The organism is Streptococcus sp. Marseille-P6264, assembly GCF_902460355.1.
Classification (GTDB): domain Bacteria; phylum Bacillota; class Bacilli; order Lactobacillales; family Streptococcaceae; genus Streptococcus.
In genome coordinates this window covers 98,164-124,833 of the sequence record NZ_CABPTO010000001.1, presented here as the reverse complement: position 1 = coordinate 124,833, position 26,670 = coordinate 98,164, and the positions used below count along the sequence as shown (strand labels likewise).

At 43.6% G+C, this 26,670-nt stretch carries 27 protein-coding genes; all 27 read right to left on the bottom strand.

Translation table 11 applies throughout. The annotated features are described in order from the left end of the window. Positions 1-61: 61 nt before the first annotated feature. Positions 62-3,358, bottom strand: coding sequence for a pneumococcal-type histidine triad protein (locus FZ941_RS00690; protein ID WP_148886454.1), 3,297 nt, complete (start codon positions 3,356-3,358; stop codon positions 62-64). An 8-nt stretch (positions 3,359-3,366) separates the two neighbouring features. After that, on the bottom strand, positions 3,367-4,299 hold the full coding sequence (locus FZ941_RS00685; RefSeq protein WP_148886453.1) for a metal ABC transporter solute-binding protein, Zn/Mn family: 933 nt from the start codon (positions 4,297-4,299) through the stop codon (positions 3,367-3,369). Between the two features lie 424 nt (positions 4,300-4,723). Further along, the gene (trmD, locus tag FZ941_RS00675) at positions 4,724-5,455 is read right to left on the bottom strand and encodes a tRNA (guanosine(37)-N1)-methyltransferase TrmD (RefSeq protein ID WP_005590438.1); all 732 of its coding nucleotides are present in this window, start codon (positions 5,453-5,455) and stop codon (positions 4,724-4,726) included. Next, a complete protein-coding gene (rimM, locus tag FZ941_RS00670) occupies positions 5,445-5,963 on the bottom strand; it encodes a ribosome maturation factor RimM (RefSeq protein WP_045497618.1) in 519 nt (172 codons plus the stop codon). The genes trmD and rimM overlap by 11 nt, the downstream gene beginning before the upstream one ends. A gap of 94 nt (positions 5,964-6,057) precedes the next feature. After that, complete coding sequence (locus FZ941_RS00665) at positions 6,058-6,420, bottom strand: TIGR02328 family protein (protein ID WP_148886452.1); 363 nt, start codon at positions 6,418-6,420, stop codon at positions 6,058-6,060. Positions 6,421-6,495: 75 nt separating this feature from the next. Beyond that, positions 6,496-7,050, bottom strand: coding sequence for a GNAT family N-acetyltransferase (locus FZ941_RS00660; RefSeq protein ID WP_148886451.1), 555 nt, complete (start codon positions 7,048-7,050; stop codon positions 6,496-6,498). Positions 7,051-7,386: 336 nt separating this feature from the next. After that, entirely contained in the window at positions 7,387-8,052 is a 666-nt protein-coding gene (locus tag FZ941_RS00650) for a TrkA family potassium uptake protein (RefSeq protein WP_148886450.1), read from the bottom strand. A gap of 10 nt (positions 8,053-8,062) precedes the next feature. After that, entirely contained in the window at positions 8,063-9,412 is a 1,350-nt protein-coding gene (locus FZ941_RS00645) for a TrkH family potassium uptake protein (protein ID WP_148886449.1), read from the bottom strand. Continuing rightward, entirely contained in the window at positions 9,409-9,960 is a 552-nt protein-coding gene (locus tag FZ941_RS00640) for a putative immunity protein (RefSeq protein ID WP_148886448.1), read from the bottom strand. Before FZ941_RS00640 ends, FZ941_RS00645 begins: the two co-directional genes overlap by 4 nt. Positions 9,961-10,135: 175 nt before the next feature. Beyond that, positions 10,136-10,375, bottom strand: a complete 240-nt coding sequence (gene kphA / locus FZ941_RS00635) for an RNA-binding protein KphA (RefSeq protein WP_005590445.1) — start codon at positions 10,373-10,375, stop codon at positions 10,136-10,138. A 19-nt stretch (positions 10,376-10,394) separates the two neighbouring features. Further along, complete coding sequence (rpsP, locus tag FZ941_RS00630) at positions 10,395-10,667, bottom strand: 30S ribosomal protein S16 (protein ID WP_005590447.1); 273 nt, start codon at positions 10,665-10,667, stop codon at positions 10,395-10,397. 125 nt (positions 10,668-10,792) lie between these two features. Next, positions 10,793-11,479: a YjjG family noncanonical pyrimidine nucleotidase gene (locus tag FZ941_RS00625; protein WP_148886447.1), complete on the bottom strand. Its 687-nt coding sequence runs from the start codon at positions 11,477-11,479 to the stop codon at positions 10,793-10,795. Between the two features lie 191 nt (positions 11,480-11,670). Beyond that, a complete protein-coding gene (locus FZ941_RS00620) occupies positions 11,671-12,597 on the bottom strand; it encodes a DNA repair protein RadC (protein WP_148886864.1) in 927 nt (308 codons plus the stop codon). Positions 12,598-12,649: 52 nt separating this feature from the next. Beyond that, positions 12,650-13,483 (bottom strand): AraC family transcriptional regulator, encoded by an 834-nt coding sequence (locus FZ941_RS00615; RefSeq protein ID WP_148886446.1) that lies wholly within the window; start codon positions 13,481-13,483, stop codon positions 12,650-12,652. An 88-nt stretch (positions 13,484-13,571) separates the two neighbouring features. Continuing rightward, the gene (locus FZ941_RS00610) at positions 13,572-14,066 is read right to left on the bottom strand and encodes a YkgJ family cysteine cluster protein (protein WP_148886445.1); all 495 of its coding nucleotides are present in this window, start codon (positions 14,064-14,066) and stop codon (positions 13,572-13,574) included. A 244-nt stretch (positions 14,067-14,310) separates the two neighbouring features. Then, on the bottom strand, positions 14,311-14,955 hold the full coding sequence (locus tag FZ941_RS00605) for a hypothetical protein (protein ID WP_148886444.1): 645 nt from the start codon (positions 14,953-14,955) through the stop codon (positions 14,311-14,313). Positions 14,956-15,125: 170 nt separating this feature from the next. Then, entirely contained in the window at positions 15,126-16,949 is a 1,824-nt protein-coding gene (gene lepA, locus FZ941_RS00600) for a translation elongation factor 4 (RefSeq protein WP_148886443.1), read from the bottom strand. 123 nt (positions 16,950-17,072) lie between these two features. Beyond that, positions 17,073-17,975, bottom strand: coding sequence for an RluA family pseudouridine synthase (locus tag FZ941_RS00595; protein WP_148886442.1), 903 nt, complete (start codon positions 17,973-17,975; stop codon positions 17,073-17,075). Then, positions 17,959-18,426, bottom strand: a complete 468-nt coding sequence (gene lspA / locus FZ941_RS00590) for a signal peptidase II (protein ID WP_148886441.1) — start codon at positions 18,424-18,426, stop codon at positions 17,959-17,961. The genes FZ941_RS00595 and lspA overlap by 17 nt, the downstream gene beginning before the upstream one ends. Next, positions 18,423-19,331: a LysR family transcriptional regulator gene (locus FZ941_RS00585; RefSeq protein WP_148886440.1), complete on the bottom strand. Its 909-nt coding sequence runs from the start codon at positions 19,329-19,331 to the stop codon at positions 18,423-18,425. The genes lspA and FZ941_RS00585 overlap by 4 nt, the downstream gene beginning before the upstream one ends. Positions 19,332-19,433: 102 nt before the next feature. Beyond that, positions 19,434-20,348 carry a TDT family transporter gene (locus tag FZ941_RS00580; protein ID WP_148886439.1) on the bottom strand — a complete coding sequence of 305 codons (915 nt, stop codon included), beginning with the start codon at positions 20,346-20,348 and terminating at the stop codon, positions 19,434-19,436. A 49-nt stretch (positions 20,349-20,397) separates the two neighbouring features. Beyond that, a complete protein-coding gene (locus FZ941_RS00575; RefSeq protein WP_148886863.1) occupies positions 20,398-21,255 on the bottom strand; it encodes a GNAT family N-acetyltransferase in 858 nt (285 codons plus the stop codon). A gap of 49 nt (positions 21,256-21,304) precedes the next feature. Beyond that, positions 21,305-23,170: an ABC-F family ATP-binding cassette domain-containing protein gene (locus FZ941_RS00570; protein WP_148886438.1), complete on the bottom strand. Its 1,866-nt coding sequence runs from the start codon at positions 23,168-23,170 to the stop codon at positions 21,305-21,307. Further along, positions 23,167-24,372, bottom strand: a complete 1,206-nt coding sequence (locus FZ941_RS00565) for a CCA tRNA nucleotidyltransferase (protein WP_148886437.1) — start codon at positions 24,370-24,372, stop codon at positions 23,167-23,169. Before FZ941_RS00565 ends, FZ941_RS00570 begins: the two co-directional genes overlap by 4 nt. Further along, positions 24,369-25,136: a 4-hydroxy-tetrahydrodipicolinate reductase gene (gene dapB / locus FZ941_RS00560; protein ID WP_148886436.1), complete on the bottom strand. Its 768-nt coding sequence runs from the start codon at positions 25,134-25,136 to the stop codon at positions 24,369-24,371. The genes FZ941_RS00565 and dapB overlap by 4 nt, the downstream gene beginning before the upstream one ends. 42 nt (positions 25,137-25,178) lie before the next feature. After that, entirely contained in the window at positions 25,179-26,027 is an 849-nt protein-coding gene (locus tag FZ941_RS00555; protein WP_148886862.1) for a DegV family protein, read from the bottom strand. Positions 26,028-26,029: 2 nt separating this feature from the next. After that, positions 26,030-26,404, bottom strand: coding sequence for a DUF1149 family protein (locus FZ941_RS00550; RefSeq protein WP_015605101.1), 375 nt, complete (start codon positions 26,402-26,404; stop codon positions 26,030-26,032). Positions 26,405-26,670 lie beyond the last annotated feature (266 nt).

The following is a 26,670-nucleotide window of genomic DNA, read 5'->3' as shown; positions in this document are numbered from 1 at the left end:
CGGATTTAAAGCGTTTTCTAGCTTCTTCCGCTCCATATTCCATTTATTTAGAAAAATTTCTTTACTGCTTATTTTCTTCTGGTGTCACTTGACTTTCAGCCTCTTTTTCTGAAGGAGCTGGTGCATTCGCTTCTTCTACTTTAGGAGTGGCAGGTGAGCTTGACTCTTCCACTGTTTCTTTAGGAGTCTCGCTTGTTTTTTCTTCCTTAGTCTCCTCAGCCGAATTAGCCTCCGTCTCAGTTTTAGTTTCAGTCGGATCTTGCTTGTTGGCTTGAAGCTGATTAAAGAAGGCTTCTGCTTCGGCTAACAAGCCTGCTTTGTCTACACTCGGATCGGATAATTTATCCAATAGAGCATCTACCTTGGCAAATTGCTCATCTGTCCCCTGCTGTTCCTCAAGCATCTTGTGGGCGGATATCAGCAAATTGTAAATTTTAAGATAGGTCTCTTTATCCCTGAGCGCTGCAGATGCTTGCTGTTCTTTTAAGGTTTCAACGATTTGAGCCAAGAACGTTTTCGTTTCTGCTAAAATCGTTTCTCTATCTTTGCGGGCTTCTTGCAAATCAGTACCAAGTGCTGCGAGTTGCTTTTGATAATTTGCTTGCAGAGTCGAATCCGTTACTTTTTCCAAAAGTTCTTGACCTTTTTCGAAGAGAGCTTGGAGAGTTTCTTCTGAGATTTCCTCCGTAGGTTGCGGTGCAAATTCTCCGTACAATTCTTTCAAGAAACCGTAGATAGCCGTCTTATAACTGTGGTCGTCCACCTTTTCGGTATCCAGAATCGTTTTATCCTTGGCTGAAGCAGCCTCGCCACTTGCCAGAGCCTTATCAACTTCGAGCTTGGTTTGATAAAGTTCCAAGAAAAGAACTTTCAGGTCGACCGCTTCAATAAAGGCCTGAGATTTATAAAGCTTGAGCGTCAAATCAGCAACTTTCTTCCGAAGTTCTGGCTTCAAACGAGCATCATCAACCGCAAGATAGAAAGCTTTGAGATACTCGACGGAAGTCACTCCTGTCCGATCTTGATAATCTTGCAGACTTGCCAATAGCTGCTCAATCTCAGCCATCTTAGCTTCATTTTTTTCTACCTTAGCTGCCTGCAATTCACTGAGTAAGCTGGTTTTATTCACATTGTAGCTGTCCGTTTCCAAACGTTTGATTTTGTCAACCAATTCTTGATATTTTTTATCAACTTCGGTCAGCTCTTCCGTTTTCGCTTTTTCATCAACATGAATGTAATGCTTATCAAATTGATCTAGGCTTGCCAAATATCCCTCTGTTGAGTTGCTTGGCAATTGCTTCATGGTTTCTACAAAATTACCGAGAGCTAGCTCGATTCGACGCTGCATGAGCAAGTCTTTAGCATAAATGGTTCGGCTAGCTGCCAAGAGGGCATCCACCTTTTCAAGAACTGCCTTTTCATCATAAGCTCCTGCTTGATAAGCTGATTGCAAGGCTGGGATTTTATTCTTCAAACCTAGATTCAATCCTTTGGATTGGACACGGATGTAGTGGTTGTGATCGCCATGCGGAATGACAAACTGTCCATTTTCAACCTGAATACTGTATGGAGACAGACCTGAACGCAGGGCTGTTGTATAAAGCTCGTTTAGGAAGTCCAGCTCTGGATTTCCAGTTTCTAAAGGAATCCGAACGTGCTCTTTTCGAACAGCGTATGGATGGATATGGGTCGGATCGTAGTCTTGATCCGGATTATTAAAGACAAAGAAACCTTTTGAAATCTTAATTGCTTCACGCGGTACGCCGTAAGTCTTGGAAATATAAGCGATTTTCTCTTCGTCACTTGCGTCACGAGAAAAACGGTCATATTCTGTGCTGACTTGACTGGATTGGCTTGAATCTTTTTGCTTAGCCAGGTTCGCTTCTGCTGCTGCAATCTGATCTTTGGTCAAATCTTTTTTAAAGAAATAATGTGCATGGCCGCCGTGTTGGACAACGTAACCTTCTTCATCTTTTGAGATGACATTCTCAGCATGGAAACCATGATCGTTCTCATCTTTATCAGCTGGTTTGGCTGGCCGACTTGGATTTGCTGGTTGACTAGGCTGGCTTGGTGTACTTGCAGCAGTCTTAGGATAAGTCTTCTGATCAGCAACAGGAATGTTCCGAGCTATTTCTTCTTCTAGGGCAGACAGTTTGCTGTAAGGGATAAAGTGGTAGTGATTTCCATGTGGAATGGCCACTCCTTCTGCGGTCCGTCTAACGATTTTACTTGGATCAAAGACAAGACCATCTTTTTCAACATAGCGTTTTTCTTTTGGTGTACGATAGAGTTTCTCAAGTAAGGTTTGGTAACTTGATGGTGCATCTTCTGCTTTTTCAGCTGGTTTAACTCCGTGCCCAGCATCTGATTGGGCAGGTTTGGACGCTTGAGCTGGTTTAGTAGTCTGTCCCTTGTCAGCTTGATGCGCTGGCTTAGTCGCAGTTCCTGCATGTTGATTTTCTGATGCTTTACCTGTAGGACCAGAAGCCTCTCCTCCTGTATTAAGATTTTCAGCTGGACTAGCTGCTTGCTTGCCTCGCTGCAAGGAATCCCAGTAGGCTTGGGCAGCCGCTAACTCACCTGGCGACAGATCACTTTTGGGAATATAATGTATATGACCGCCATGTGGTACCAGGAAGCCATCTCCTGTATCCGAAATCACATCAGATGGACTGAAAACATAGCCGTCATCTGTTGTATAGGCGCCATTGCTCCGACTCGATGCAGTTCCTTCTGCTTGATAGGTTCTCTTTCCTGCAGCGTAGGCGGCACTTGGACGACTGAAGTCTTGCGTTTTTCTGCTAACAGTTTGGGTAGATTTAGCTTCTGATCCTCTTTCGCCTTCTTCCTTGCTAGGATGGATTTGTCTTTGCCGTGCGATTTCATCAACTGAACGAACATTGCTGGTTTCTTTGGCATTGGTCAGATACAGGTAATATTTTCCTGCAACCTTGATAATATAACCATCTTTCACTTGGTTGACAATATCTGATTCTTGCAATTGATAATTTGGATCCCGCATGATCAACTCTTCACTCAGAATTGCATCAAAGGGAACCTTGCCATTATAGTAATGATAGTGATCACCATGTGAAGTCACATAGCCTTGGTCCGTAATCTTGACAACAATCTGCTCAGCAGTAATGCCTTCTTTGGCCTGAATCTGCTCAGGTGTCAATTTCTCAGTTTTTTGAGATTTATTGTCCTGCTTATTTGCAGATTTCTTCTCTACATAAGCGACACGATTTGTTGCTTGTTCTTGTGGCTTATCTGCTTGATACTGCATGATCGCATACCCGCACACACCAAGTGTAGCCAGTGCCGCAACTGAACTAATAATATATTTCTTTTTCATACATCACCTCAATGTTTTAATTCTTTGGCTAAAATTTCTAAATTATCTTCTAAATTTTCAAGATAGGTCTTATCATTTTCAGGATCTGCTTCCAGAGGATTTAGCACCTTTAGGTTGACTCCTGTCGCCTTCTTCAAAGTTTCGGCCAACTTAGAAGAAGCATTGCTCTCGACAAAAATCGTCTTGACTTTATAGGTCTTGATAAAGTCTTGTATCTCCGTCAACTGTCTTGGACTAGGCTCTTGATCTGGCGCAATGCCTGAAATCCCCAATTGCTTGAGACCGAAACGCTTGGCTAGATAAGAGAAGGCCGTATGCTGGGTCACGAAAGTTTTTTCATCTAGCCTGCTAAAGACTCCTTGATATTTTTGGCTCAGGACCTTTGCCTTCTCTGCAAATTTTTGAGCATTTTTCTGATAGGTATCAGCATTTTTACTATCTAGCTTGGACAATGCTTGAGCGATGAGTTGCGCTTCTTCTGCCACTTTTTCAGGATCCAGCCAAGTATGTGGATCATAGAGGGTCTTTTCATCAATCCCTTCCTCAGCAGACACTTCTTCTAAGCCAGCCACCTTGTCCAACTGCATCCCGTTGCTAGCTTCTACGACCGCTACTTTGGACTTTTGTAAACTAGGATCTAGACTACCAGCCCAAGACTCCAAAGTCCGCGAATGATACACAAAGACATCCGCTTCATAAATAGCTGCTACATCGCTGGCTGACGGCTCAAATTCATGAATCCCTGCGCCTGACTGAATCATTCGGACATCGTTCAAATCTCCCGAGACTTCTTTGACCATCGAATAAATCGGATAAAAACTCGTGACAATATTGAGCCCGCGTTTGCTGCCAGTACCACTTGCTTCCTTTTTGCTACAAGAAGCAAGGCCAAGCCCCAGCAAGACTAGACTTAAAGCTATCAAGACTTTTTTGATTTTCATTCCAACTCCTTAACCAGTTTAGCAATCATTCAAAGAAATAACTATTTTCAAAACATTCTTTACCAAGAATTGCTTTCAAAAATAGCCTCTTTTGTTAACTGGTTTATTAACTAGTTAAGATAATACTCCTTTTTATTTTTTCTGTCAAGAAGGAAGTTTGAATTTTTTCAAAAAATTTTCCAGCTCTTCATCCAAATAAAAAAAGAGTGTGGGACAGAAATCGGTAATTCGTTAGAATTCGATTTCGTTGTCCCACCTCCGCACAGTTGAGTAGGGCTGTAAAAGCTTATGAAATCAGCCTAGTAGAGCCCCCATTCAACCACTGCGTCTTGCTCGACAATCCAAAGACAATTGAGAGGCTAGGACTTTTGTCCCAGCCTCTTTGAGAAATCGATATCTACATTTTGCTACTTGATAAAAAGAACTAGTGTTCACTATCCCTACTATTGGCTCGAATTTCTTCCAACATTTTGGCTTCTTCGGCTGTACATTCATAGTTTTCCAGCAAGTCAGGACGACGCTCATAGGTCTTTTTCAGACTTTCATAGAGACGCCACTTGCGGATATTTTCATGATGACCACTCATGAGGACTTCAGGAACAACCATGCCCCGATAGTCGTAAGGACGAGTGTACTGAGGATACTCCAAGAGTCCAGACGAAAAACTGTCATCTGTATGACTGACTTCCTTGCCAATAACCTCTGGAATCAGGCGAACTGTCGCATCAATCATGGTCATAGCCGCCAATTCTCCTCCGGTCAGGACATAGTCACCTAGCGAAATCTCGTCCGTCACCAAGGTCTTGATCCGCTCATCATAGCCTTCATAATGACCACAAATGAAAATGAGTTCCTCTTCCTTGGCCAGCTCCTCAGCATAGGCTTGGTCAAAAGTCCGTCCGGCAGGATCCAGCAAAATCACGCGCGGTTGCTTCTTTTCAATAGCATCATAAGCATCAAAAATAGGCTGAGCCCGCAGCAGCATGCCCTGACCGCCACCGTAGGGCTCGTCATCCACATGCCGAGATTTTTCCGCATTTTCTCGAAAATTGTGATAGTTGATCTCCAAGAGACCTTTTTCTCGCGCCTTTCCCACAATCGAGTGCTCCAAGGGAGCAAACATCTCTGGAAAGAGGGTCAAAATATCAATCTTCATCGTCCAGTCCTTCCGGTATCTCTACATCAACCCGACCTTGCTCGATGTCAATTCCCAGCACCACTGGCGGAATGTAAGGCAGTAGCAAATCACGCTTACCTTTACGTTTGACTACCCAGACATCATTGGCTCCTGGCTGGAGAATCTCCTTAATCGTACCTAGCAGAACATCATTTTCATAGACCTCAAGGCCGATGATTTCATGGTAGTAAAATTCCCCATCTTCCAAATCAGCCAAGTCTTCTTCGGCTACTTTCAGACTAAAGTCACGAAATTTTTCGATGTCATTGATATGATACATCCCCTTAAACTTAATAATATCAAAGTTCTTGGCCTTGCGGTGGCTGGCAATCTCCACATCCATAACAAACTGGTCTTTCTTATCGAAAAGGGCCAGTTTATTACCTTTTTTAAAACGCTCTTCCGCAAAATCTGTCACTGATAAAACCCGCATCTCGCCTTGCAAACCTTGGGTATTGACGATTTTACCAACATTAAAATAATTCATTATTACTCCAGTTAATCTTTTTACTATTCGTTTTATTGTATCATTTTGCTGGCTTTTTCTCAAGACAGGCAGTTAGCCCAAACAGCGGAAAAGCCTATAAGTCAATGCCTTTTTCTTTGAGATTTTGCAGGCATTCCTCATAGTAAGCCACATCATGCTCAGGATAAATAGTGCTCGCAACAGCTATTTCTTCCAGATGCACATAGGCTGGACAGATCTTACCACGATAGTCCCGCTCTAGCCACTCTGGGGACACACGATAACCTCGCTTGCTCATCTCCTCCATAATCAGCTCATGGTAGCGGTAAAGCAAGTAAGGAGAGTGAGTAAAAACATAGTCAACGGTCGCATGTTTCTTGCCCCAGCCATTGCCACGAAGAGCGCAGCATTCCCGATGCTGACCAAGCAGTTGCGGACGGGGAAGTTTGGGAATCAGTGCTTGATGCCAGAGTCTCATTCTAACCTCCATATAGTAAAAACAAAGCAATCTTTTATTGCTCCAAATATCCTTTGACTACTATAAAATTTCATTTTAATAATCGCTGAAACGTCTATGTTTGATTTCAAAATCGAAATAATTCTCCTCCTGAAGTCGGTGGAAAATGTCTCGGTAGGCTTCTTCGTCAAAAGAATCCCCTCGATAAAGAATTTCAAAACTAAGATCCTCATATTCCAGAAAGGCATTGGCTGAGCGGAAGCCCTTGCTGTGATAGAAATCCCAACGAGCTTGGCGCTGCTCCAGATTGTCACATGGCTCGTCTAGGCGCTCAATTTCTAAAAGCATCGTTCGCTGATAGAAATTGACCAGCTTTTCGATGATTTCACCGCCATAGCCATGGCTGCGCAGGTGAGGCATAATCGCAAAGAAGCTAACATAGAAGGCTTGCGCGTTGGAGATGGCAAAGGCAAAACCAACAAATTCCTTTTCATGATAAAAGGCGAAAAAATTAGCATCTTCCTGTTCCTCATATCGTAAAAATTCACTGAGCGGTATCCTTTCCTCTTCTGGGAAAGCTTCATTATTCAAGGCTTCTACCTTATCCAAATCTGGAAAATCTGCTGTAATGATCTGGCTGGTTAAGCTCATAAAATCACTCCTTTTCTAGTGATAGTATAACAAATTTTACAACTGGTTTCAAAAAAGAGGCTGGGACAAAAGTCCTAGCCTCTCAATTGTCTTTGGATTGTCGAGCAAGACGCAGTGGTTGAGTGGGCTCTATTACGCTGATTTCATCAGCTTTTACAGCCCTACTCAACTGTGCGGAGGTGGGACGACGAAATCGAACTCTAACGAATTACCGATTTCTGTCCCACTCTCTATGTATCGATTCTCTTCATATAGATTCTCTTCATATAATAGAAAAGTGTCGAATGCCTAGTTAGAATCGCTTGGACTACCAGCGAAGAGAACTTATCCTAGCTGCTACTTCACTATTTCACGTAAATTATCCAAATGCTGGTTATCAGTCACAGCTATAATGCTGACACCTGCTGGCCAAACAAAGTCTGGGGTAAATTGGCTTTCCAAAGGCTGATTTTTTGTCAGACGATAGCCGATAATATTAAGACGATAAAGCCTACGAGCGTCTACTTCACGGACCGTTTTCCCGACCCAGCTAGCAGGCAGTTCAAACTCAGCCACCACTACATCGTCATCCAACTGGAAGACCTCAATCGAATGGTTGAAAAGAATGGTCTTAGCCAATGAAATACCAGCCTCCACTTCAGGCAGGATAACCAAATCAGCTCCCACCTTTTCCAGTACCTGCTGGGTTACTTCATCCTTGACCTTGGCAATGACATTTTTTACGCCCAATGCCTTGCAGTGCATGACCGCTAGGACGCTGGATTCCAGACTTTCTCCCGTCGCTACGACGACCGTATCACAGGAACCAACGTCCGCCGCCTCCAAAAGCTCCATATCGGTAATGTCCCCAATCACACCAACGGCAATCATGTCTTCATACTGATTGATTGTCTCTTCGTGATTATCAATCGCAATGATTTCTACATCTTGAGAAATCAAGGCCTCGATGATACTCTGTCCAAAAATCCCCAAGCCGAGGATTCCAACTGTTTGATTTGCCATTTCTTTTCTCCTATCCAATCATAATGTCCGCCTTGCTGTAATGCAAGGTTGCAGCCTTCTTCGGTTGGTAATGGTTAAGACTGACCATAAGCGTCAGCGGCCCCACCCGTCCAATAAACATCAGCAGCATAATCACAATCATACCAGCTGTATTGAGGCTGGTAGTGATATTGGCCGTCACGCCAACTGTAGCCAGTGCTGACACAGTCTCAAATATCAGATAAATAAAGCGATGACTGCTGTCGGTCACTAGCCCCAGTGCTAAAAGTCCGAGCAGAAATGTCAGCTGAAAAATCACTGTCACACCAAAAGCCTTCTGCACTAGCTGAGGAGCCAATGTCCTCCGCCCTATATTGGTATGATGCAAGCCCAGAATTTCCTTTCGGGCAAAAAGCAAAAGAACTAAGAAGGTCGTAATTTTCAGACCGCCCGCTGTACCACCCGGAGCTCCTCCTAGAAACATCTGGAGCAGATAGATAAACAGGGTTACTGGACGAGCAGCCGTATAATCTATAGAAGCAAAGCCAGCTGTCCTCATACTGACTGTCTGGAAAAAGCTGACCAGTAGCTTATCGCCAAAGGAAAGATTGCCAATCGTTCCAGGATTATTATACTCCGTCCAAAGACTCGCGACCGTCCCAATAACGAGGAGACCAGCAGTCAGCAGTAAGACTACCTTAGTATGAAAGTGCAGCCCCTTCTGTTTTCCTCCCAATTTAGTAGCCAAGTCAAACCAGACCATAAAGCCAAGTCCTCCAGTAATGATGAGGAGAGCCAAGGTGATATTGACCAAAACATCTGTCTGCAAGCCTAGTAGGCTATCATTGCCAAAATTATCAAAGCCCGCATTACAAAATGCAGAAATGGCTAGAAAGATAGAATTAAAAATCCCTTTTCTCAGACCAAACTTGGGAATGAAGCGAATCATGAGAAGGAGAGCGCCCAGTCCTTCGATAGTAAAAGTCGTGATAAAAATAGAACGGACAAATTGACCTAAGGTACGATTGTGACCATAACTAAAACTATCCCGCAGAATACGGCGATCCTTGAGACTGAGCTTTTTCCGACTTTCCATGGTGAAAAATCCGATAAAGGTCAGGATTCCCAAACCACCAATTTGAATCAGCAGCATACAAAGGAGCTGGCCCCAGACATTGTAGGTATCCACAACCGATCGTGTAAAAAGCCCTGTCACACAGACCATCGAGACAGCTGTAAAAAGATGATCCAGATAGCCCGCTTGGGAACTTGCCGTCTGCACCCAAGGCAGACTGAGTAGCAAGGAGCCACAGAATATCACCAGAAGAAAAGACAAGATAATCTTTTGCGCTGGTGACAAGCGTGAAAATAAATGCTTCATAAAGTTTCCTTTCCTGATCTAATAAAAGCAGAGGCCAGCTCTATCTGTCTCTCTCTTTCCCTGATAGCCAGCTGCAAATCATTCGTACTCTGCAAGTTTCTGACTTTGATGGCATAATCCGCTGCGACAATAGCATGTCCCCGCATGTGGCCTGTTGCGACTGCTTGGGCAAAGACACGAGCAGCATATTTACCGATTTGTGATTGAGCTTGCTGAGACAGTTTGTTAGCCAAGAAACCAGCCTGCCTTAGTTCATAGGCAGATGCCCTCCCATCAAGTCGAGCCTGAAAAACCTCTCTTACCTGAGTCGAAATCTTCTGCTTTTCAATCTCATCTTCCGCATCAATCAGATCTATAAAGCTTGACGCCATTTTCATAGCCCATCGAGCCAGTTGCCCCTGAGGAAGCTGTTCCAAAACAAGCTCCAATTCCAATCTCTTCTCACTATCATCCAGAATTTTTAGCTTATAAGGACTCGGTAAAATCACTTGATCATTCTCATAAGACTTGCGCTCATGAGCGTTCCAAGCATAATCTTCTGACTTCATATGTCCTCCGGTTTCGAATTTATTTGAATTCGAGTGTAGATTTTGCGTTTGTCTTAACTGAAATACTTGGTTCTCGCAGAGCTCGAACTGCATCAATGGCCCTAAATTCAACTACACCTAACGGCTTGTTTCATTAAGGGCCATAGAAAAACGGGACACATGGCCCCGCTGCTTCTTATTTCTCATCAATGACGATGCGAACTTTTTTGTACTCGGTTGGGACAGAGTAAACAATCGTCCTTATAGCGGAGATAGTACGACCTTTACGACCGATCACACGTCCAACATCGCTTGGATCAAGATCAAGATGATACTCTAAAAACTCAGGTGTATCTTCAATCTTGATAGTTAAGGCATCTGGCTGTGAAATCAAAGGTTTCACTATCGCAATAATGAGATTTTCAATCGTGTCCATATATCAACCTGCACTTCTATTATTTAGAGTATTTTGAATCGTGGAATTTCTTCAAAACACCAGCTTTTGAAAGAATGTTGCGAACTGTATCTGAAGGTTGAGCTCCATCAGCCAACCATGCAAGAACGCGATCTTCTTTCAATGTCACTTGGTTTTCTTCAACAAGTGGGTTGTAAGTTCCAACTGTTTCGATGAAACGTCCATCACGTGGTGAACGTGAGTCTGCAACGTTGATACGGTAGAAAGGTTTTTTCTTAGAACCCATACGAGTCAAACGGATTTTTACTGCCATTTTTAAAATTTCTCTCTTTTCTTATTTTTTATTTCGGTGAAATAGCTGAGCTATTTAGCACATGTTCTATTATAGCAGATTAAAAACAGCTGTCAAGTTTTTTTCTTGACAGACTTAAAAATTTTTTAAAGCATCAATTTTTTAATTTCTTCATAAGAAGATATCGTATAAGTCGGCTGCGCACTGCTAGTGTTAATCAGCTTTTTGGGATTGTACCAGATAGAGTCCAGTCCAGCATTATTAGCGCCAGCAATATCTGCCGTCAAGGAGTCTCCAATCATCAAAGCCTGAGACAGGACAAAATCGGGTATCTGCTCTGCTATTTTCTCATAAAACAAAGCTTCCGGCTTCTGAGTTCCCATCTTTTCCGAAATGAAAATGTGATTAAAATAGGGCGCAATATCGGAATGAGCCATGCGACCGGTCTGAATAGCCGTGATACCATTGGTCGCCCCGTAAATCTCATAGTCAGCTGCTGTCAGACTGTCCAAAAGCTCGCTAGCACCAGCGTAGGTTTGTCCTTGCTGAGCAATGTGCTGCTGATAGAGAAGGGCCAACTCGGATCCATCCTTCTCAATGCCAAAATGGGCAAAAAGACGAGAAAAGCGCGTATTGACCAGCTTTGGCTTGGTGATTTTCCCCTGCTCTAGATCCCGCCAAAGCCCCTTGTTCATGGGAATATAATAGTCTTTGTAAGTCTGAATATCCGTAACGCCCTGCTCCTTCAAAAAATGAGTCAGGGCAATGTCTTCTGCCGTATCAAAATCCAGCAGCGTATGGTCAAGGTCGAAAAGTAGAAATTTGTATGACAAGGTTGGAATCCTTTCTATAACTGTAGTAGCTTCATTATACCACAAGCCACAAAAAACCAGCCGCTCAAAAATAAACGGCTGGTTTCTAATCTACTTCACCACTGGTATCCAGAGTGCCATTTGATAGTTTGGTGGCTCTTGTTTCGATTCTGCTGCACTACCAAACAGCATCTTCCTTTTTCTCACTTCTTCTACTCTTTTTTATAGTGAATACACAAATCTCTAAATTTATTATCTAGTGCTGCAATATCATACAAGACTTCTGACAGTTTTTGGTAATCTTCCTTGATACAAAATAGATGAGCTTGACCAAACAATTTTGCTAAATTTTCTTTTAGTTCAGATCTGACCGTATCGTGGTCTTTTAAGAAGTTGCTCATGTATATATTTCTGATAGAAGCTAATTTGAAGCTAAAGTATTGATGAAGATGCTTTTGTTCTTCATTCAAGCCATTGTCCGCTACCGACTTAGCATATCTTACTATCACGTTCTCCTCACCGTCTTCATATCGTTGCTTCATCAACATAGATATTTTCTGGTAAACTTCTTTGGAAGTAGGAGATTTGATTTTTTTAAAGTTTCCCCACATGGAGAAAGAACCTCTTTTATAGTCGATATTTTTAGCTTCACAGGCTTTCGAAAATTCTGAGAAAGTCATTTTCATACAAGCAAAGCCTGCTGGATCATGGAAATAGATAAACTCATCATCTAGATCATAAACTGAAACAAAATGGTCCACCCCATACAAATGAATATGATTGGGATTATAGGTCAGATAACCCATGTCCAAAGGGCCAAGAACAACTGGCCCACTGAGCAAGAATTTACTTAAGATCGTTCTGATAGAGAGAAGATCCACCGCACTTGAATCCTTTATATAGTATTCATCGTATGTAAAACCCAGAATGTTTAAAGAATGGCTGATAGAACTATCTGGCATCCCATTATCAAAGAAGACTAAGGGATATTTTTCATCTTCCTTTATAATACTAGCACCATTTCCCATCACCATAATAGCTTCCAAAAACTCAGGGCGAACATCATAACCATACGAATGCAGCACCATCGCAAGTGAATATGTATAACAGAGAGAAACGTCCCCAAAATACATCTGCATAGCACCTCCTCCTCTGTAATTGACACCTAAAAAATGACTTGCAATCACCATTTTATTTCACCACAGGTATCCAGAGTTCCATTTGATAGTCTGGCGAGGACATGTCTCCCTCGGTGTAAACTTCAAAGTCTGGTGCTCCTGAGTGGCGATAACCTGTTTCTGGGAAGAAGACTTCCAAAACATATTTCCAAGCATGGTGGATGCTGGCAGGTATAGCCCCCTTGACTGGTACGATGGCATATTCAGCTGCTGGGATTTCCTTGATAGAAAGGCCTAGGGCTTCTGCTTTCGCTTTATCCGTCACATCATAAGCCGCCATGTAGTTAATGATTTCACCCTCTTTGACATCAGAGCAGAGGCCAAAGGATTGGCCACTGCCCATACTTTCTAAGCTTTCAAAGCTGTGATTTGCATAGAGCTGCTCCCAAGCAGATGGGCACTGGCTATTGTCGATAGCTTCCAATAGGACGCCTGCTACAGTAAAAGCAGGTTTCTTTTGAATCTTGATATCCATATTCTTTCCTCCTGTAATCTTTAAGGATAATTGAAGTCTAGGAAAGACCCGATAAGGTTTTCCATTTCGAACTTCTGAGGGAGTCGCATCATGGAATTTTTTGAAGGCTGCGCTGAAGGCATCCGAAGACTCATAGCCGTATTTCAGTGCTATATCAATGACTTTCTCAGAGCTTTCTCGCAAGTCCGTCACAGCTTCAGACAGCCTGCGGTTGCGCAAGTATTCTGCTAAAGTCATATCTGCTAGAATAGAAAAGAGCCTGCTGAAGAGAGCATAAGAATAGCCTGACAGCTGTTGGAATTGCTGCAAGTCCATTTCTGCGTCCAGCTTACTTTCCAGATATTCCATGGTTCGATTGAATTGATGCATCATATTCTTTTCTGCTTACCTCCTAACTATAGTCTAACAGATATAAGATACTTCCGCCCTAGAATTTTTGTACAAGATTTAGAGGGGGATTTTACAACCTATCCTGTAGCTTCTCCACAAAGAGATAGGCCGCTGGGCAGGTCAGGGTATTTTTGATTGTCAGATGATTAATCTGATGAATCTTCTTGCGGTCTGTGTGAGGGAACTCTCGGCAGGCCTTGGGACGGACATCGTAGATTGAGCAGAGATTGTCACCACCTAAAAAAGGACAAGGCATGGCCTTGAAAACCTTGTCGCCGTCTTCATCCACCTGCAGAAACTCCTCTTCAAAAGCCGGCAGCTTCATCTTGAAATACTTGGCAATACGGACAATATCGGCTTCCTTAAAGTCTGGTCCTAACGTCTTACAGCAATTGGCGCAGGCTGTACAGTCAATTTCCTCAAAGACCTCATCATGGATTTGCTGGGCAAGCTTATCGAGATTTTTTGGTGGCTTTTTCTTAAGATTGGCTAAAAATTTTCGGTGCTCTTTCTGCTTTTGCAGGGCTAGTTGGTGGTATTTTTCAAGGTCAATTTCTTGAGTCATAAACTACTTTCTAATCAGTTGATTTTCGTTAGCATTATATCATAAATTTCAAAAAAATGAGACTGGGACAAAAGTCCTAGCCTCTCAATTGTCTTTGGATTGTCGAGCAAGACGCAGTGGTTGAGTAGGCTCTACTACGCTGATTTCATCAGCTTTTACAGCCCTACTCAACTGTGCGGAGGTGAGACGACGAAATCGAATCTAACGAATTACCGATTTCTATCCCACTCTCATTTACTTTGTTTTAAAGATTGTTAGTTGGGCCTTTTTCGTCAAGGCTCCATGTTTCTTCTATGTAGGAAATAACAGAAGCCAAAGTTTCTCGGTCACCTTCAAAAGAGATTAAATATACTTTGTCGTCTTTTTGGAAAACCCAAGAAACCACTAGCTGCCCTGATTTCATAATTACATTCAGTTGGAAAGCTTCATTGCCAGAAACAGTGGATTTTGCTCCCCACATTTTTTCTACATCTTTATTATCATTCCAACTATAGGCTAGTCGCTGGGCAATTAGCTCAGCATTGAAAGTTTCCCCATCTTGGACATGAGCTTTTTCTCTAGTATAGCCATTCATGGTAACGATATTATAAGCTGAGCCATCCGTGAACTGAACGCTGTCGCCACCATCTAAGTCGGTGAACTTGATCCAATTACTTGGAATATCGATATAGCCGTAATCAGCCGAACCAATGCGCTTGGTCTCGGTTGTAGTAGAAACATCTTTGTCACTAGCTTTAGCAGATTTGCTGCTATCTTTTTGAGAAACTTGACTGGATGTACTACTAGAAGTAGACGATTTCCGATTACCATAATTTTTAATAAGGCCACAAGAGGACAGAGACAGACCAACCAGAACTGTCAAAAAACTAAGAAAATATTTTTTTGTCATAATACCCCCCTTTTTTAACTACATGGACCCGAACTATCTAGATTTTCATACTATCGAAACATTATAGATAACATCAACTTTTCAAGATTACTTCCCTATCTTATTTTTGGAAACAGATCTACTGTTTTTCTTCGCTTTGTAATACTGAACTCAGGCGATTAAAGCCGACTTTATTCCTCATCCATACTCAAGACGCTGAGGAAGGCCTCTTGTGGGACTTCGACAGATCCGATAGCTTTCATCCGTTTTTTACCGGCTTTTTGTTTCTCTAGAAGTTTGCGCTTCCGAGAAACGTCACCACCATAACACTTGGCCAAGACATTTTTACGCAGAGCCTTGATATCAGTACGAGCCACAATCTTATGACCAATAGCTGCCTGAATAGGTACTTCAAACTGCTGACGAGGAATGATTTTCTTGAGCTTGTCTACAATCAGCTTACCACGCTCATAGGAGAATTCCTTGTGAACAATGAAGCTAAGAGCATCAACCTTGTCGCCATTAAGGAGAATATCCATCTTCACCAGCTTGGACGAGCGATACTCAGAGATTTCGTAGTCAAAGCTAGCATAACCACGAGTAGAGGACTTGAGCTTGTCAAAGAAGTCAAAGACAATTTCAGCAAGCGGGATCTGATAGATGACATTGACCCGATTATCGTCGATATAGTCCATGGTCACAAAGTCACCGCGCTTACGCTGAGCCAACTCCATCACTGCTCCGACAAATTCCTGAGGCACCATAATCTGCGCCTTGACATAAGGCTCTTCGATAGAATCAATCTTGGTTGGGTCTGGAAACTCGCTCGGATTGGACACATCAATCGAAGCACCATCCGTCATATTGACCTTATAGATAACGGACGGTGCCGTCATAATCAGATCAATATTAAACTCACGCTCCAAACGCTCCTGAATGACGTCCATGTGCAGTAAGCCCAAGAAGCCACAACGGAAACCAAATCCTAGCGCCTGTGATGTTTCTGGCTCAAACTGCAAGCTGGCATCGTTTAGCTGGAGCTTTTCAAGAGCCTCACGTAAGTCATTGTATTTATTGGACTCGATAGGATAGAGACCAGCAAAAACCATCGGGTTCATCTGCTTGTAGCCATGCAGAGGTTCTGTTGCTGGATTATCAGCCAAGGTTACAGTATCTCCGACCCGGGTATCCTGTACAGTCTTGATAGAGGCTGCGATATAGCCGACATCCCCTGTCGCTAAGAAATCGCGGCCAATGGCCTTGGGCGTAAAGATGCCGACCTCAGTTACATCAAAGGTCTTGCCATTGCTCATGAGCTGAATGGTATCTCCCGGCTTGACCACACCGTCCATTACTCGCACTTGCAGGATTACCCCACGATAGGCGTCATAGACTGAGTCAAAGATTAATGCCTTGAGTGGTGCTTCTACACTTCCAGTCGGAGCTGGAACTTTCTCCACAATCTGCTCTAGAATATCTTCAATCCCGATACCAGCCTTGGCAGAAGCTAATACGGCTTCGCTAGCATCTAGTCCAATCACATCTTCAATCTCAGCTCGCACCCGTTCTGGATCCGCAGCTGGCAGGTCAATCTTATTGATAACCGGCAGGATTTCCAAGTCATTGTCAAGCGCTAGATAGACATTAGCCAAGGTCTGAGCTTCAATCCCCTGAGCTGCATCAACGACCAAAATAGCTCCTTCACAGGCTGCTAACGACCGCGATACTTCATAAGTAAAGTCCACGTGTCCCGGAGTATCAATCAAATGGAAAATATAGGTCTCCCCGTCCTTTGCGGTATAATTGAGCTCGATAGCATTGAGCTTAATGGTGATACCGCGCTCCCGCTCCAAGTCCATGCTGTCCAAGAGTTGGGCCTGCATTTCCCGACTGGAAACCGTCTCCGTCGCCTCCAAAATCCGGTCAGCCAAGGTTGATTTCCCGTGGTCGATATGGGCAATGATGGAGAAATTGCGAATCTTCTCCTGTCGTTTTTTCAAATCTTCTAAATTCATTTTTCTCTTCCTTTTAGGGTATTCTATTTATTATATCATGATTTGTCGAAAATAAAAACGACTGTAAGCAAGACAGTCGACTTAATTTTCCATTTATCTAAAGTCTCATAAATACGGAGACGATTAGTCATGGACTTTTCTGAGTTTTTCAAGAGTTTCTAGGAAAATAGCTGGCGCTTCAGCCGTAAATTCCAGCACTTCGCCAGTCCGAGGATGGGTGAAGCCCAGTGTTCGCGCGTGCAAAAATTGACCATGGCCCTTCAGAGTCTTACGAGGTCCATAAACCTCATCGCCAGCGACTGGATGGCCGATATAAGCCATATGGACACGGATTTGATGCGTCCGCCCCGTCTCCAGCTGCAGCTCAACCAGCGTATATTCCCCAAAACGTTCCAAGACTTGGAAACGTGTCAGAGCGGGTTTCCCCTTGGCTGTAACCGCCTGTTTCTTGCGATCTTTTTCACTACGGCCAATCGGTGCCTCAATCACTCCGCGGTCATTAGGCAGATTTCCATGCACAATCGCCCAGTATTTTCGCAGGGATTTCTTATCCTTGAGCTCGTCTGCAAGTGCCAGATGGGCTTGGTCATTCTTGGCAATCATCAAAAGGCCAGAAGTGTCCTTATCAATGCGATGGACAATCCCCGGACGCAACACACCATTGATGCCAGAAAGGTCTTTGATGTGGTACATGAGAGCATTGACCAGAGTACCGCTGGTATGGCCAGCTGACGGGTGAACCACCATGCCTTGCGGCTTGTTGACGACAGCAACATCCTCATCCTGATAGACGATTTCTAGCGGAAGATCCTCTGCCACATACTCAACCACTTCTGGCTCAGGTACTTCATAGGAAATGACATCACCTTCTTTGACGGCATACTTAGCTTTTTTTGTCTCTCCATTGACCAAAATCTGGCCATTTTTTATCTGCTCATTGGCTAAACCACGGGACAGCTCTGTCAGATCAGCCACTGCCTTGTCCAAACGCAGGCCTGCGGCAGTTGCATCAATTTTCAATTCCATTTGTTTCTTCCTTCAAAATTACCAGTAATAAAATCGCTACTCCAACAGTCAGGTACATATCCGCTACGTTAAAAATAGCAAAATTGACAAAATCTAACTGGAACATATCCACTACAAATCCCTGCTGGATCCGGTCAATGAAATTGCCCAAACCACCAGCAATAATTAGAATTAGTCCGGACAGCAACCATTTGGAGCCCTGAATATTTTTAATCAGATACCAAACAGCAACTCCAATCACGGTACAGGTAATCAAGGCGAAAAACCACTGCTGATTTTCCAAGATAGAAAAGGCGGCACCAGTATTTCTCAAGTAAGTCAAACTGACAATCTTAGGAATAAACTTCCTGACCTGCCCCAAGGAAAAATTGGAAACAATATAATACTTGACCGCTTGATCAAGAACAATCAAAAGAACAACTAAAAAAGGAATGGTAATCTTTCGTTTCATACTTCTCTTTTCTGTGCAAAATATTCTTTCATAACAGCTACAAAGGCTTCTCCAACCTGACTCAAGTCCACGTCTTCCCGCTTGACATAAACCATGCGATTATCCAAATTGTCTCGGAGCTTAATGACAGTGATCCCATTGACACTATTGCTGTCCAAGAAACCGGAGCCCGTTGCATAAGCATCCGTCCGCTCCAAAATCCCATTCAGCGTAGCCCGGTCCGTTACATTAAACATCTGGGAGCTGGCACTGGTATCGACAAAATTCTCTGAATAATAGAGATACTCGTCCTTTTCCTGAGTGAAGCGAACCGTCGGCAAATCTGCCAAGTCCTCCATGACCAACTCTTCCTTTTGAGTCAGAGGATGATTTTCCCGCAAATAAATGTGGGTCTGGAAAGGAATTAGCTCAATGACCTCCAAGCCGAGCTTCTCCACCCGCTGCATAATGCCCTTGCTATTCTGATTGTTGAGATAAATAATCCCAATCTCGCTGTGGCCTTGGGCTACTTCGTCCAAAATCTGCACGGTCGTTGATTCAAAAATCCGGAAATTCTTATATTCTGGATACTTCTGAGAAAACTCCGTAATCAAAGGCGGCAAAAAGTCATAGTGCTGCCCGGCAATGGAAAATTCATCCTTTTCCTCTTCAGGATTAGCATACTGATTTTGAAAGACATCGAAGCCTTTGACCAATTCCTGAGCTCTCTCGTAAAATTCCATGCCGCGCCGAGTCAGAAAGGTTCCGCTACTTGTCCGGCGGAAAATCTTAAATCCCAGTTCCTTTTCCAAATCTCGCACCGCGATAGATAGACTGGGCTGGCTGACATACATTTTTTCTGCTGCTTCACGGAAGGTTCCGCTGTTGGCAATGGCCACTACATAACGCAATTGTTGAATATTCATATCTTTTTCCTTTTACAAATACTCCTAATTATATCATAAACTCAGCCTTCCTCAAAGGTAGGCAGTGACTTTCCTCTTGGAAATACATCTCCGAAATCTGCCTCATTTGCCCAAAATATCCTTTGCATACAAGAAGGTGACATAAAGAACGACGAGCAGGGCTATTAAGACCTCAAAAGTAAGCAGAATTTGCCCAGCTAGACCAAGATTCAATGCGTTTAAAGATTGCTTCAAGGCCACAGCCGAAATGACCAAGGGGAAGGTAAAGGCAGAAAATCCTGCCGAAAAAGGACGATTGAGCAAACGAGGAAGTTGCCACAAAATAAAGGCATAAAAGCATTGTCCTGAAATCAAGAGCAAGCTCAACAAGACAGGATTTAGCTGAGGAAAAGTCGCCACATAAGCCGCTGTCATCAAGGAAATAGGCGCACAAATCGTTGTCGTGTTTGGACGAACATTCTCTGCTAAGCCGATTTTATAAGTTTTATAAAGGACGATTGGCAAGACCAAAATAGTCGCTAAAAGTCCGTACCAAAAGACCAGCTGCCCCAAAACTAACTGCTGGGGAACTGCAATTGTCAGAGGAGCGACACCAATCCCGACAAATAAGACCGTCCAAGCAGGAAGGACATTCTCCCACTTGAAAGGAAATACAAAAGCTAGAATATAGTAGACCATCAAGAAAACCAGCCCGCTAAAGCTCAGCCACCACAGCACTTGCGCACTAATTTGGGCAAAATTCCCCAAGAAAGTCCAGCTCGCTAGATAAGTCGAAGCTACCATTCCCTGCATAAAAAAGGTCGGGAAGACCGAGGCCACTAGCGCTTGACCTAGTTGCTCTTTGACTTGCTTGGTATGCGTCAGCATTCCCATCACTAGATGGAGGAAAAACAAGAGTGCCAGACCTGCTAAAAGATAGCGCAAGAACTGACTGACATCACCGACTAAATTTCCCAAGGCTAGTAGGCCTAGCACCAAGCCCGCCTGAACCAAGTATGGCTCTTTTCTCTTTATCATCAACAGATCTCCTAACCTTAAAAGCTCTTTTCTTCGAAAGATAATTCTTCTATTTTCTCTTTAAATAAACTGTTTCCGATTTTCGTTTAAAGCCTAATCTTTCATACAGTCTTAAGGCACCAATATTTTGAGCTTCTACTACGATTTGACAGACTTGTCCATTTCGGCCAGAAAGGTCATTCAGGATAGACCTGACTAGGTGACTCCCCAGTCCCTGTCCCTGAAAGGCTTGATCCACAGCTAAGGCGAACAGATGATTACTTCCAAAACTTGTATCCACTGAGCAAGACGCCACAATCTGACCGTCTTTTTTCAGGACATAGAGCAGGCTATCTGGGCTCTCCAGTGCTTGACTGGCATAGTGAAGCGCAGTATCCATGGGCATTTCAAAAATCTGCGACTGAAACGCTGCAATATCTGCAACCATTTCCTTTCTACCCAGCAAAACTTCCACGTCGTCTTTTTCTTCTTCAGGAAAATTTCCCGCTGCCTGCTCCAGCCAGATTTCCGTTTCTTTCAAATCATAATCAAACTTCTCAGCAAAGGTCGGATGATCTGCTAAAAACTTGACTTCACTGATGTATTCGATTTGGGATAAATCGTATTTCTCTGCAATTTTGGAAAATTCCTGCAAAAGAGCGCTCCCTATGCCCTGTCTGCGATAGTCAGGCAACATATAGACAGATACCTCTGCTTGACCGGGCTCATCCGCATAAACCGATAAAAAACCGACCGTTTGATGATCTAAATTTGCCAGAAAAAAGGTTGGCATATCCCCATCAAAATTATAGGCATTATCCAGATAAGGAAGACGATAGGTCCCATCTGTAACGTGACAACTTTGAACCAGCTCAAAAAGCTGATCCTTGATTTCCTGACTAGGCTGGCTATAAATCGGTATTTCCATCATTTTCCCTCACAAACTTGTATCCATAACGAATATACTACGTACTATCCTACTCCAACTCACTCAGATACTCATAGCGCTCATACTTTTCAAGAAGCTGCTCATTCTTGTCATCCAGCTCCTTCTGGAGTTCCGAAAGCTTAGTAAAGTCTGAGCCGTTCTGCTCCATCTCCGTCTCAATGGCGGCGATGCGTGCTTCCAGCTTCTCGATATCCGCCTCGATGGTCTCCCACTCTTGCTTTTCAAAGTAGCTCATCCGCTTCTTCTGCTCCCGCGCCTTGACTGACTTTTCCTTTTCTTTCTTTTGGGAAATAGCTGCGCTGGATTGTCTAAAAGCCTTTTCATCCAGATAGTCCGTGTAGTTGCCAAAGAACTCCTTGACCTGACCATCCTCAAAAGCTAAAATCTTGCTGGCTACCTTATCGAGGAAATACCGATCGTGGCTAACTGTAATTACTGGCCCTGCAAAGCCCTGCAGGAAATTTTCTAGAACTGTTAAAGTTGCGATATCCAAATCATTGGTCGGCTCGTCCAGAAGCAGGACATTGGGCTTTTCTAATAAAAGCTTGAGCAGGTAAAGCCGCTTCTTTTCTCCACCAGACAATTTCTCAATCAAAGTGCCGTGGCTTGAGCGAGGAAAGAGAAACTGCTCCAAGAGCTCAGCAATGGATGTCGACCCGCTACCACTCTTAACTTCTTCTGCTACTTCCTGCAAGTAATTGATGACCCGCTTGGACTCATCTAGACCTTCAATACGCTGAGAAAAATAAGCCACTCGGACTGTTTCACCAATTATAACCTGACCAGACTGAGGCTGCAACTGACCAGCAATTAGATTGAGCAAAGTAGACTTGCCCACTCCATTATCTCCGACAATGCCCAGTCGATCTTTATTTTGCAGCAAGAGATTGAAATGCGACAAAATCTGCTTGTCTCCGTATGCAAAATCCACATCTCTAAACTCGATGACCTTCTTCCCAATACGACTGGTTTCAAAGTTCATCTCTAAGTCCGTCTGATTGGTCTGACCCGCCAAATCACTTTTAAGGTCATGGAAACGATTGATACGTGCTTGCTGCTTGGTCGCCCGCGCCTGAGGCTGACGGCGCATCCAAGATAACTCCTGCTTGTAAAGCTGCTGTTTCTTGTGTAGCAGGGCAGCATCGCGCTCATCCTGCTCAGCCTTGAGTCGGACATAATCCTGATAGTTGCCCTGATACTCAATCAAGCTCCCGCCGTCTAATTCAAAAATCCGCGTGGAAATATTATCCAAAAAATAGCGGTCATGAGTAATAAAGAGGACTGTCTTCTTTGAATTTTTCAGGAAATTTGTCAGCCACTCAATCGTATCAATATCCAGATGGTTGGTCGGCTCGTCCAGCAGCAGCAAGTCCGCTTCTGAAAGTAGGACCTGCGCCAACTGAACTCGCCGGCGTAGACCACCAGAAAGCTGGTTGATTTTTGCTGCCAAGTCCGAGATACCAAGCTTGGATAGAACGGTTTTTACCTGACTTTCAATTTCCCAAGCATGCAGCGAATCCATTTCTGCCATGACCTTGTCCAGACGAGCTTGCTTAGCTTCATCATAAGCTGCCATGAGCAGTTCATATTCTCGAATGAGCTGCATTTCTCGCAAATCACTGGACAAAACAGTATCCAAGACTGTCTTGTCTTCATCGAAGTCTGGTTCCTGAGTCAAATAGGAGATTTTATAGTCAGATTTTGCTGAAAAAGGATAGACATCACCATCAAAACCTGATTTGCCAGACAAGACATCTAAAAGGGTGGTCTTTCCTGTCCCATTGACTCCAATCAGTCCAATCCGATCCAAGTCGTGAATGATAAAAGAAATCTCTTGAAAGACTGTCTTATCCCCGACAGACTTACTCAGCTTTTCAACGATAAAGTCACTCATCCAACTTGCTCCTTAATATAGTTCATTATCTCTTCCTTGCTATTTGCCAATTCTCCGTCGACAATGGCCAATTCAATTTTAGTCAGGATTTGTCCCAATTCTGGTCCGGGGTTAAAGCCATAATCTCGAATCAAATGACTGCCCGTCACTACAATCTCGTGTTTATCATAAATGGTCAGAGCAGCATGTGTAGCCTCAATAGCCTCAAACTCAACTGACAAACCTGCTGCCTGTCTTAACCTTTCTGCCTGCAGAATCAAATCAAAGTCATAATGATAGCAATCGCGCTTAGAAAGGCTCCGTTCCTGCCGAATCTCATAAACAGCTACCAGCTGATTCACTCGCTTTTGAAAGTCATTGGACGTTTTCCAATGCTTCAAGAACTTCCGAACATCTTTTACTTTCAAAGCCAGTAGAAGCGCAGCCCAAGCCTGCTCAGAACTAGAAAATCGAAAATCTTCTTCTAAACTGTCTAATAGTTCCTGCAAAGCTTCTGCTGAATCTTTCATATCAGGAAGAAAGTCGTAGGCAGCAGCTTTAATCAGGCTCTCCAGACCTTTTCGCCAGAAAGGTGCCATCAGGAGCTTGTCAAACTCGATAAAAATCCGTTCTACCGATATCTTCTCCAAAAGCGGCGCACAGTCTGCCATAGCCTGAAAGGTCAACTCTTCCAAATCAAAGTCTAAACCAGCCTGAAAACGAAAGCCCCGCATGATGCGGAGGGCATCTTCATTAAAACGCTCTGCAGCCACTCCGACTGCCCGAAGAGTGCGATTTTCCATATCTGCCAAACCGTTAAAGAGGTCCACAATCTCCCCCTTCTGATCTAAAGCAAGAGCATTGATAGTAAAATCCCTGCGCTTCAAATCCTCTTCCAAAGAGCGCACAAAAGAGACCTGACTAGGCCTGCGGTAGTCCACATAGACATCCTCAGTCCGAAAGGTCGTTATTTCGTATTCTCCCTGGCCTTCCAAGACCAGAACCGTTCCATGTTCAATACCGACATCAACAGTCCGAGGAAAGATTGTTTTGATTTCCTCAGGATAGGCCGAACTGGCAATATCCACATCGTGAATCGGCCGATTCAACAGAGCGTCTCGTACAGAACCACCGACAAAATAAGCCTCAAAACCAGCCTCTTTAATCTTCTCTAATACTGGCAAAGCCTCCTGAAACTCAGAAGGCATCTTCTCTAATCTCATAGTAAATGTTCCAATCCATAGACCAATTCAGAGCGCTTGACTACTTCTTTGATACCCAGATTTACTCCAGTCATAAAGGAAACTCGGTCATAGGAGTCATGCCGCAAAGTCAGCCCTTCTCCTTGACTACCAAAGATAACTTCCTGATGAGCGACCAAGCCTGGCAAACGCACTGAGTGAATCCGCATGCCGTCAAAGTCAGCTCCACGGGCACCAGCCAAGGATTCTTCCTCATCAGCCGCTCCCTGCTGCTTGCTTGTCCGAACTTGACTGATTAATTCAGCTGTTTTGATAGCCGTGCCACTCGGTGCATCCTTCTTGTTGTCATGATGCAGCTCAATAATTTCCACATCTGGGAAATACTTGGCTGCTTGGGCTGCAAACTGCATAAGTAAAACCGCTCCTAGAGCAAAATTCGGCGCAATCAAACCGCCCAGACGCTTTTGACGAGATAGTTGGGTCAAATCTTCAATCTGCTCAGGCGTGAAACCAGTCGTTCCGACCACCGGAGCAAAGCCATTCTCAAGAGCGAAGCGAGTATTTTCATAAGCCACTTTGGGAGTCGTAAAGTCAATCCAGACATCCGCCTGAAGACCAGCAAGTTCTTCTTTAGTATTGAAAACTGGAACTCCCGCTACTTCCTTTTCATCTGTAAAAGGATCTAGCAGACCGGCCAATGCCAACTCAGAATCTTCTGTTACCATCTTATAGGCTGCTTGTCCCATCTTTCCCTTGAAACCAGCAATAATGACTTTTATACTCATCTAAAACCTCTCTCTATTCTTGACTAAGCACCCTACAAAACTCTAGACTAGCGGAATGTAGGCCAATGCGACGCTGCCCTCACCCAAGTGAGTTCCAATCACACTACCAAAGGTAGCCAGAGGAATGTCATCCGCGATGCCAGCCTCCATCAGTTGCTGGCGTAAGCTTTCCGCCTTCTCTTCAGCATTCCCATGAATCACCATGACTTGATAGGAAGCAGAGGCAGTTTTTTCCTCCACTACTTCAATCAATCTCTTAATCGCTTTCTTTTCCGTCCGAATCTTTTCAAAGACTTCGATAACACCTGCATCGTTAAAATACAGAATCGGCTTGATACTCAAGAGATTACCCAAAATAGCTGCGCCATTGGACAAGCGACCGCCCTTAACCAGATGATTCAAGTCGTCAACCATGATAAAAGCACTGGTTCCATCAATTTGTCGCTGAATCTTAATCAAAATCTCTTCAAAATCCTGCCCTTCAGCAGCCCAAGTCAAAGCATTTTCAACCATGAGGCCAAGCGGAGCACTGGTGATTTTTGAATCAGGAAAGGCGATTTCTAGGTCAGAAAACTCGTCCTTGAGATACTGGATATTTTGATAAAATCCTGAAATCCCACTGGATAAAAAGAGCCCCAACACATGCGTGTAATCCTCGCCAGCAAGACGCGTCAACGTCTCCTCTAACTCCGCCACACTAGGCTGACTTGTCTTTGGCAAATCATCTGCAGCAGTCATCTTCTCATAAAACTCACTGGCTGTCAGATTTTTTCCTTCCACATAAGTCTCTCCAGCAATCACTACTGGAATATCGAGCACAAAAAGATGGTCATTTCCACGAAGGCTATCCGGTAAAAAAGCGGACGAATCCGTTATAACCGCTAATTTCATCATTAGAACTCCAAATTAATACCTGGTAAATCTAGCGCAATCTCAGTCACTTCATAAGTCAAACGATTGAGCATGGTCAAGCAAGGACGCGCCAATTCTTCCACCTCTTCATGCTCAAACTCACTAGGTTCCTCTACCAAACGTCCTTGAATATGATTTGTCTGCGTAATCGTTCCACTGATCACAAAACGATCAAACACAATCATGAAAGTCAAAATCACAATCATGGATGTTGAATTCTTTTCTTCATTTCTTTCAATCAGCTGAAAATTCACGTCAACTTTTGTTTCAGGTGTTCCATTTTCCTTTTCCCATTCAAAATTGCGTGCATCAAAATGATACTGGCTGACAAATTCTTGTTCACGTTGTAATTCCATTACTATTCTCCTAAAAATATACGATAGTCCATTATAACATAATTTGATGTATCTTTCTAGCGATAATTGTTTTCGGAACTCTATCAGATAGGAGATGGTGGCGAATTCTCACAAAGTCTGAAGATGATTCTGGGCGTAATTCTTCCATACTTCCAAATACTCGCTCGTCTCTCCTGCTTCTCTACGCTTAAAGAATAGATTAAATAAAAATCCAACAAAGCCTGGATAAGATTGTGTTCTTACCAATTGGCAGGTCGAAGAAGTCA

Excerpts from the sequence above, each read along its gene's own strand:
- FZ941_RS00660 (WP_148886451.1), bottom strand. The coding sequence starts at position 7,050 with ATGAGCTTAACCAGCCAGATCATTACAGCAGATTTTCCAGATTTGGAT.
- dapB (WP_148886436.1), bottom strand. The coding sequence starts at position 25,136 with ATGAGTATAAAAGTCATTATTGCTGGTTTCAAGGGAAAGATGGGACAA.
- FZ941_RS00585 (WP_148886440.1), bottom strand. The coding sequence starts at position 19,331 with ATGAATATTCAACAATTGCGTTATGTAGTGGCCATTGCCAACAGCGGA.
- FZ941_RS00665 (WP_148886452.1), bottom strand. The coding sequence starts at position 6,420 with ATGAGACTCTGGCATCAAGCACTGATTCCCAAACTTCCCCGTCCGCAA.
- FZ941_RS00555 (WP_148886862.1), bottom strand. The coding sequence starts at position 26,027 with ATGAAATTAGCGGTTATAACGGATTCGTCCGCTTTTTTACCGGATAGC.
- rimM (WP_045497618.1), bottom strand. The coding sequence starts at position 5,963 with ATGAATTATTTTAATGTTGGTAAAATCGTCAATACCCAAGGTTTGCAA.
- kphA (WP_005590445.1), bottom strand. The coding sequence starts at position 10,375 with ATGGACACGATTGAAAATCTCATTATTGCGATAGTGAAACCTTTGATT.
- FZ941_RS00565 (WP_148886437.1), bottom strand. The coding sequence starts at position 24,372 with ATGAGATTAGAGAAGATGCCTTCTGAGTTTCAGGAGGCTTTGCCAGTA.
- FZ941_RS00615 (WP_148886446.1), bottom strand. The coding sequence starts at position 13,483 with ATGATGCATCAATTCAATCGAACCATGGAATATCTGGAAAGTAAGCTG.
- FZ941_RS00575 (WP_148886863.1), bottom strand. The coding sequence starts at position 21,255 with ATGGAAATACCGATTTATAGCCAGCCTAGTCAGGAAATCAAGGATCAG.
- FZ941_RS00645 (WP_148886449.1), bottom strand. The coding sequence starts at position 9,412 with ATGAAGCATTTATTTTCACGCTTGTCACCAGCGCAAAAGATTATCTTG.
- FZ941_RS00605 (WP_148886444.1), bottom strand. The coding sequence starts at position 14,955 with ATGACAAAAAAATATTTTCTTAGTTTTTTGACAGTTCTGGTTGGTCTG.
- FZ941_RS00685 (WP_148886453.1), bottom strand. The coding sequence starts at position 4,299 with ATGAAAATCAAAAAAGTCTTGATAGCTTTAAGTCTAGTCTTGCTGGGG.
- FZ941_RS00610 (WP_148886445.1), bottom strand. The coding sequence starts at position 14,066 with ATGACTCAAGAAATTGACCTTGAAAAATACCACCAACTAGCCCTGCAA.
- rpsP (WP_005590447.1), bottom strand. The coding sequence starts at position 10,667 with ATGGCAGTAAAAATCCGTTTGACTCGTATGGGTTCTAAGAAAAAACCT.
- lspA (WP_148886441.1), bottom strand. The coding sequence starts at position 18,426 with ATGAAACGAAAGATTACCATTCCTTTTTTAGTTGTTCTTTTGATTGTT.
- FZ941_RS00650 (WP_148886450.1), bottom strand. The coding sequence starts at position 8,052 with ATGGCAAATCAAACAGTTGGAATCCTCGGCTTGGGGATTTTTGGACAG.
- FZ941_RS00640 (WP_148886448.1), bottom strand. The coding sequence starts at position 9,960 with ATGAAGTCAGAAGATTATGCTTGGAACGCTCATGAGCGCAAGTCTTAT.
- trmD (WP_005590438.1), bottom strand. The coding sequence starts at position 5,455 with ATGAAGATTGATATTTTGACCCTCTTTCCAGAGATGTTTGCTCCCTTG.
- FZ941_RS00570 (WP_148886438.1), bottom strand. The coding sequence starts at position 23,170 with ATGAGTGACTTTATCGTTGAAAAGCTGAGTAAGTCTGTCGGGGATAAG.
- FZ941_RS00580 (WP_148886439.1), bottom strand. The coding sequence starts at position 20,348 with ATGATAAAGAGAAAAGAGCCATACTTGGTTCAGGCGGGCTTGGTGCTA.
- FZ941_RS00550 (WP_015605101.1), bottom strand. The coding sequence starts at position 26,404 with ATGGAATTACAACGTGAACAAGAATTTGTCAGCCAGTATCATTTTGAT.
- lepA (WP_148886443.1), bottom strand. The coding sequence starts at position 16,949 with ATGAATTTAGAAGATTTGAAAAAACGACAGGAGAAGATTCGCAATTTC.
- FZ941_RS00595 (WP_148886442.1), bottom strand. The coding sequence starts at position 17,975 with ATGGAATTGAAAATTGATGCAACTGCCGCAGGCCTGCGTTTGGACAAG.
- FZ941_RS00620 (WP_148886864.1), bottom strand. The coding sequence starts at position 12,597 with ATGCAGATGTATTTTGGGGACGTTTCTCTCTGTTATACATATTCACTT.
- FZ941_RS00690 (WP_148886454.1), bottom strand. The coding sequence starts at position 3,358 with ATGAAAAAGAAATATATTATTAGTTCAGTTGCGGCACTGGCTACACTT.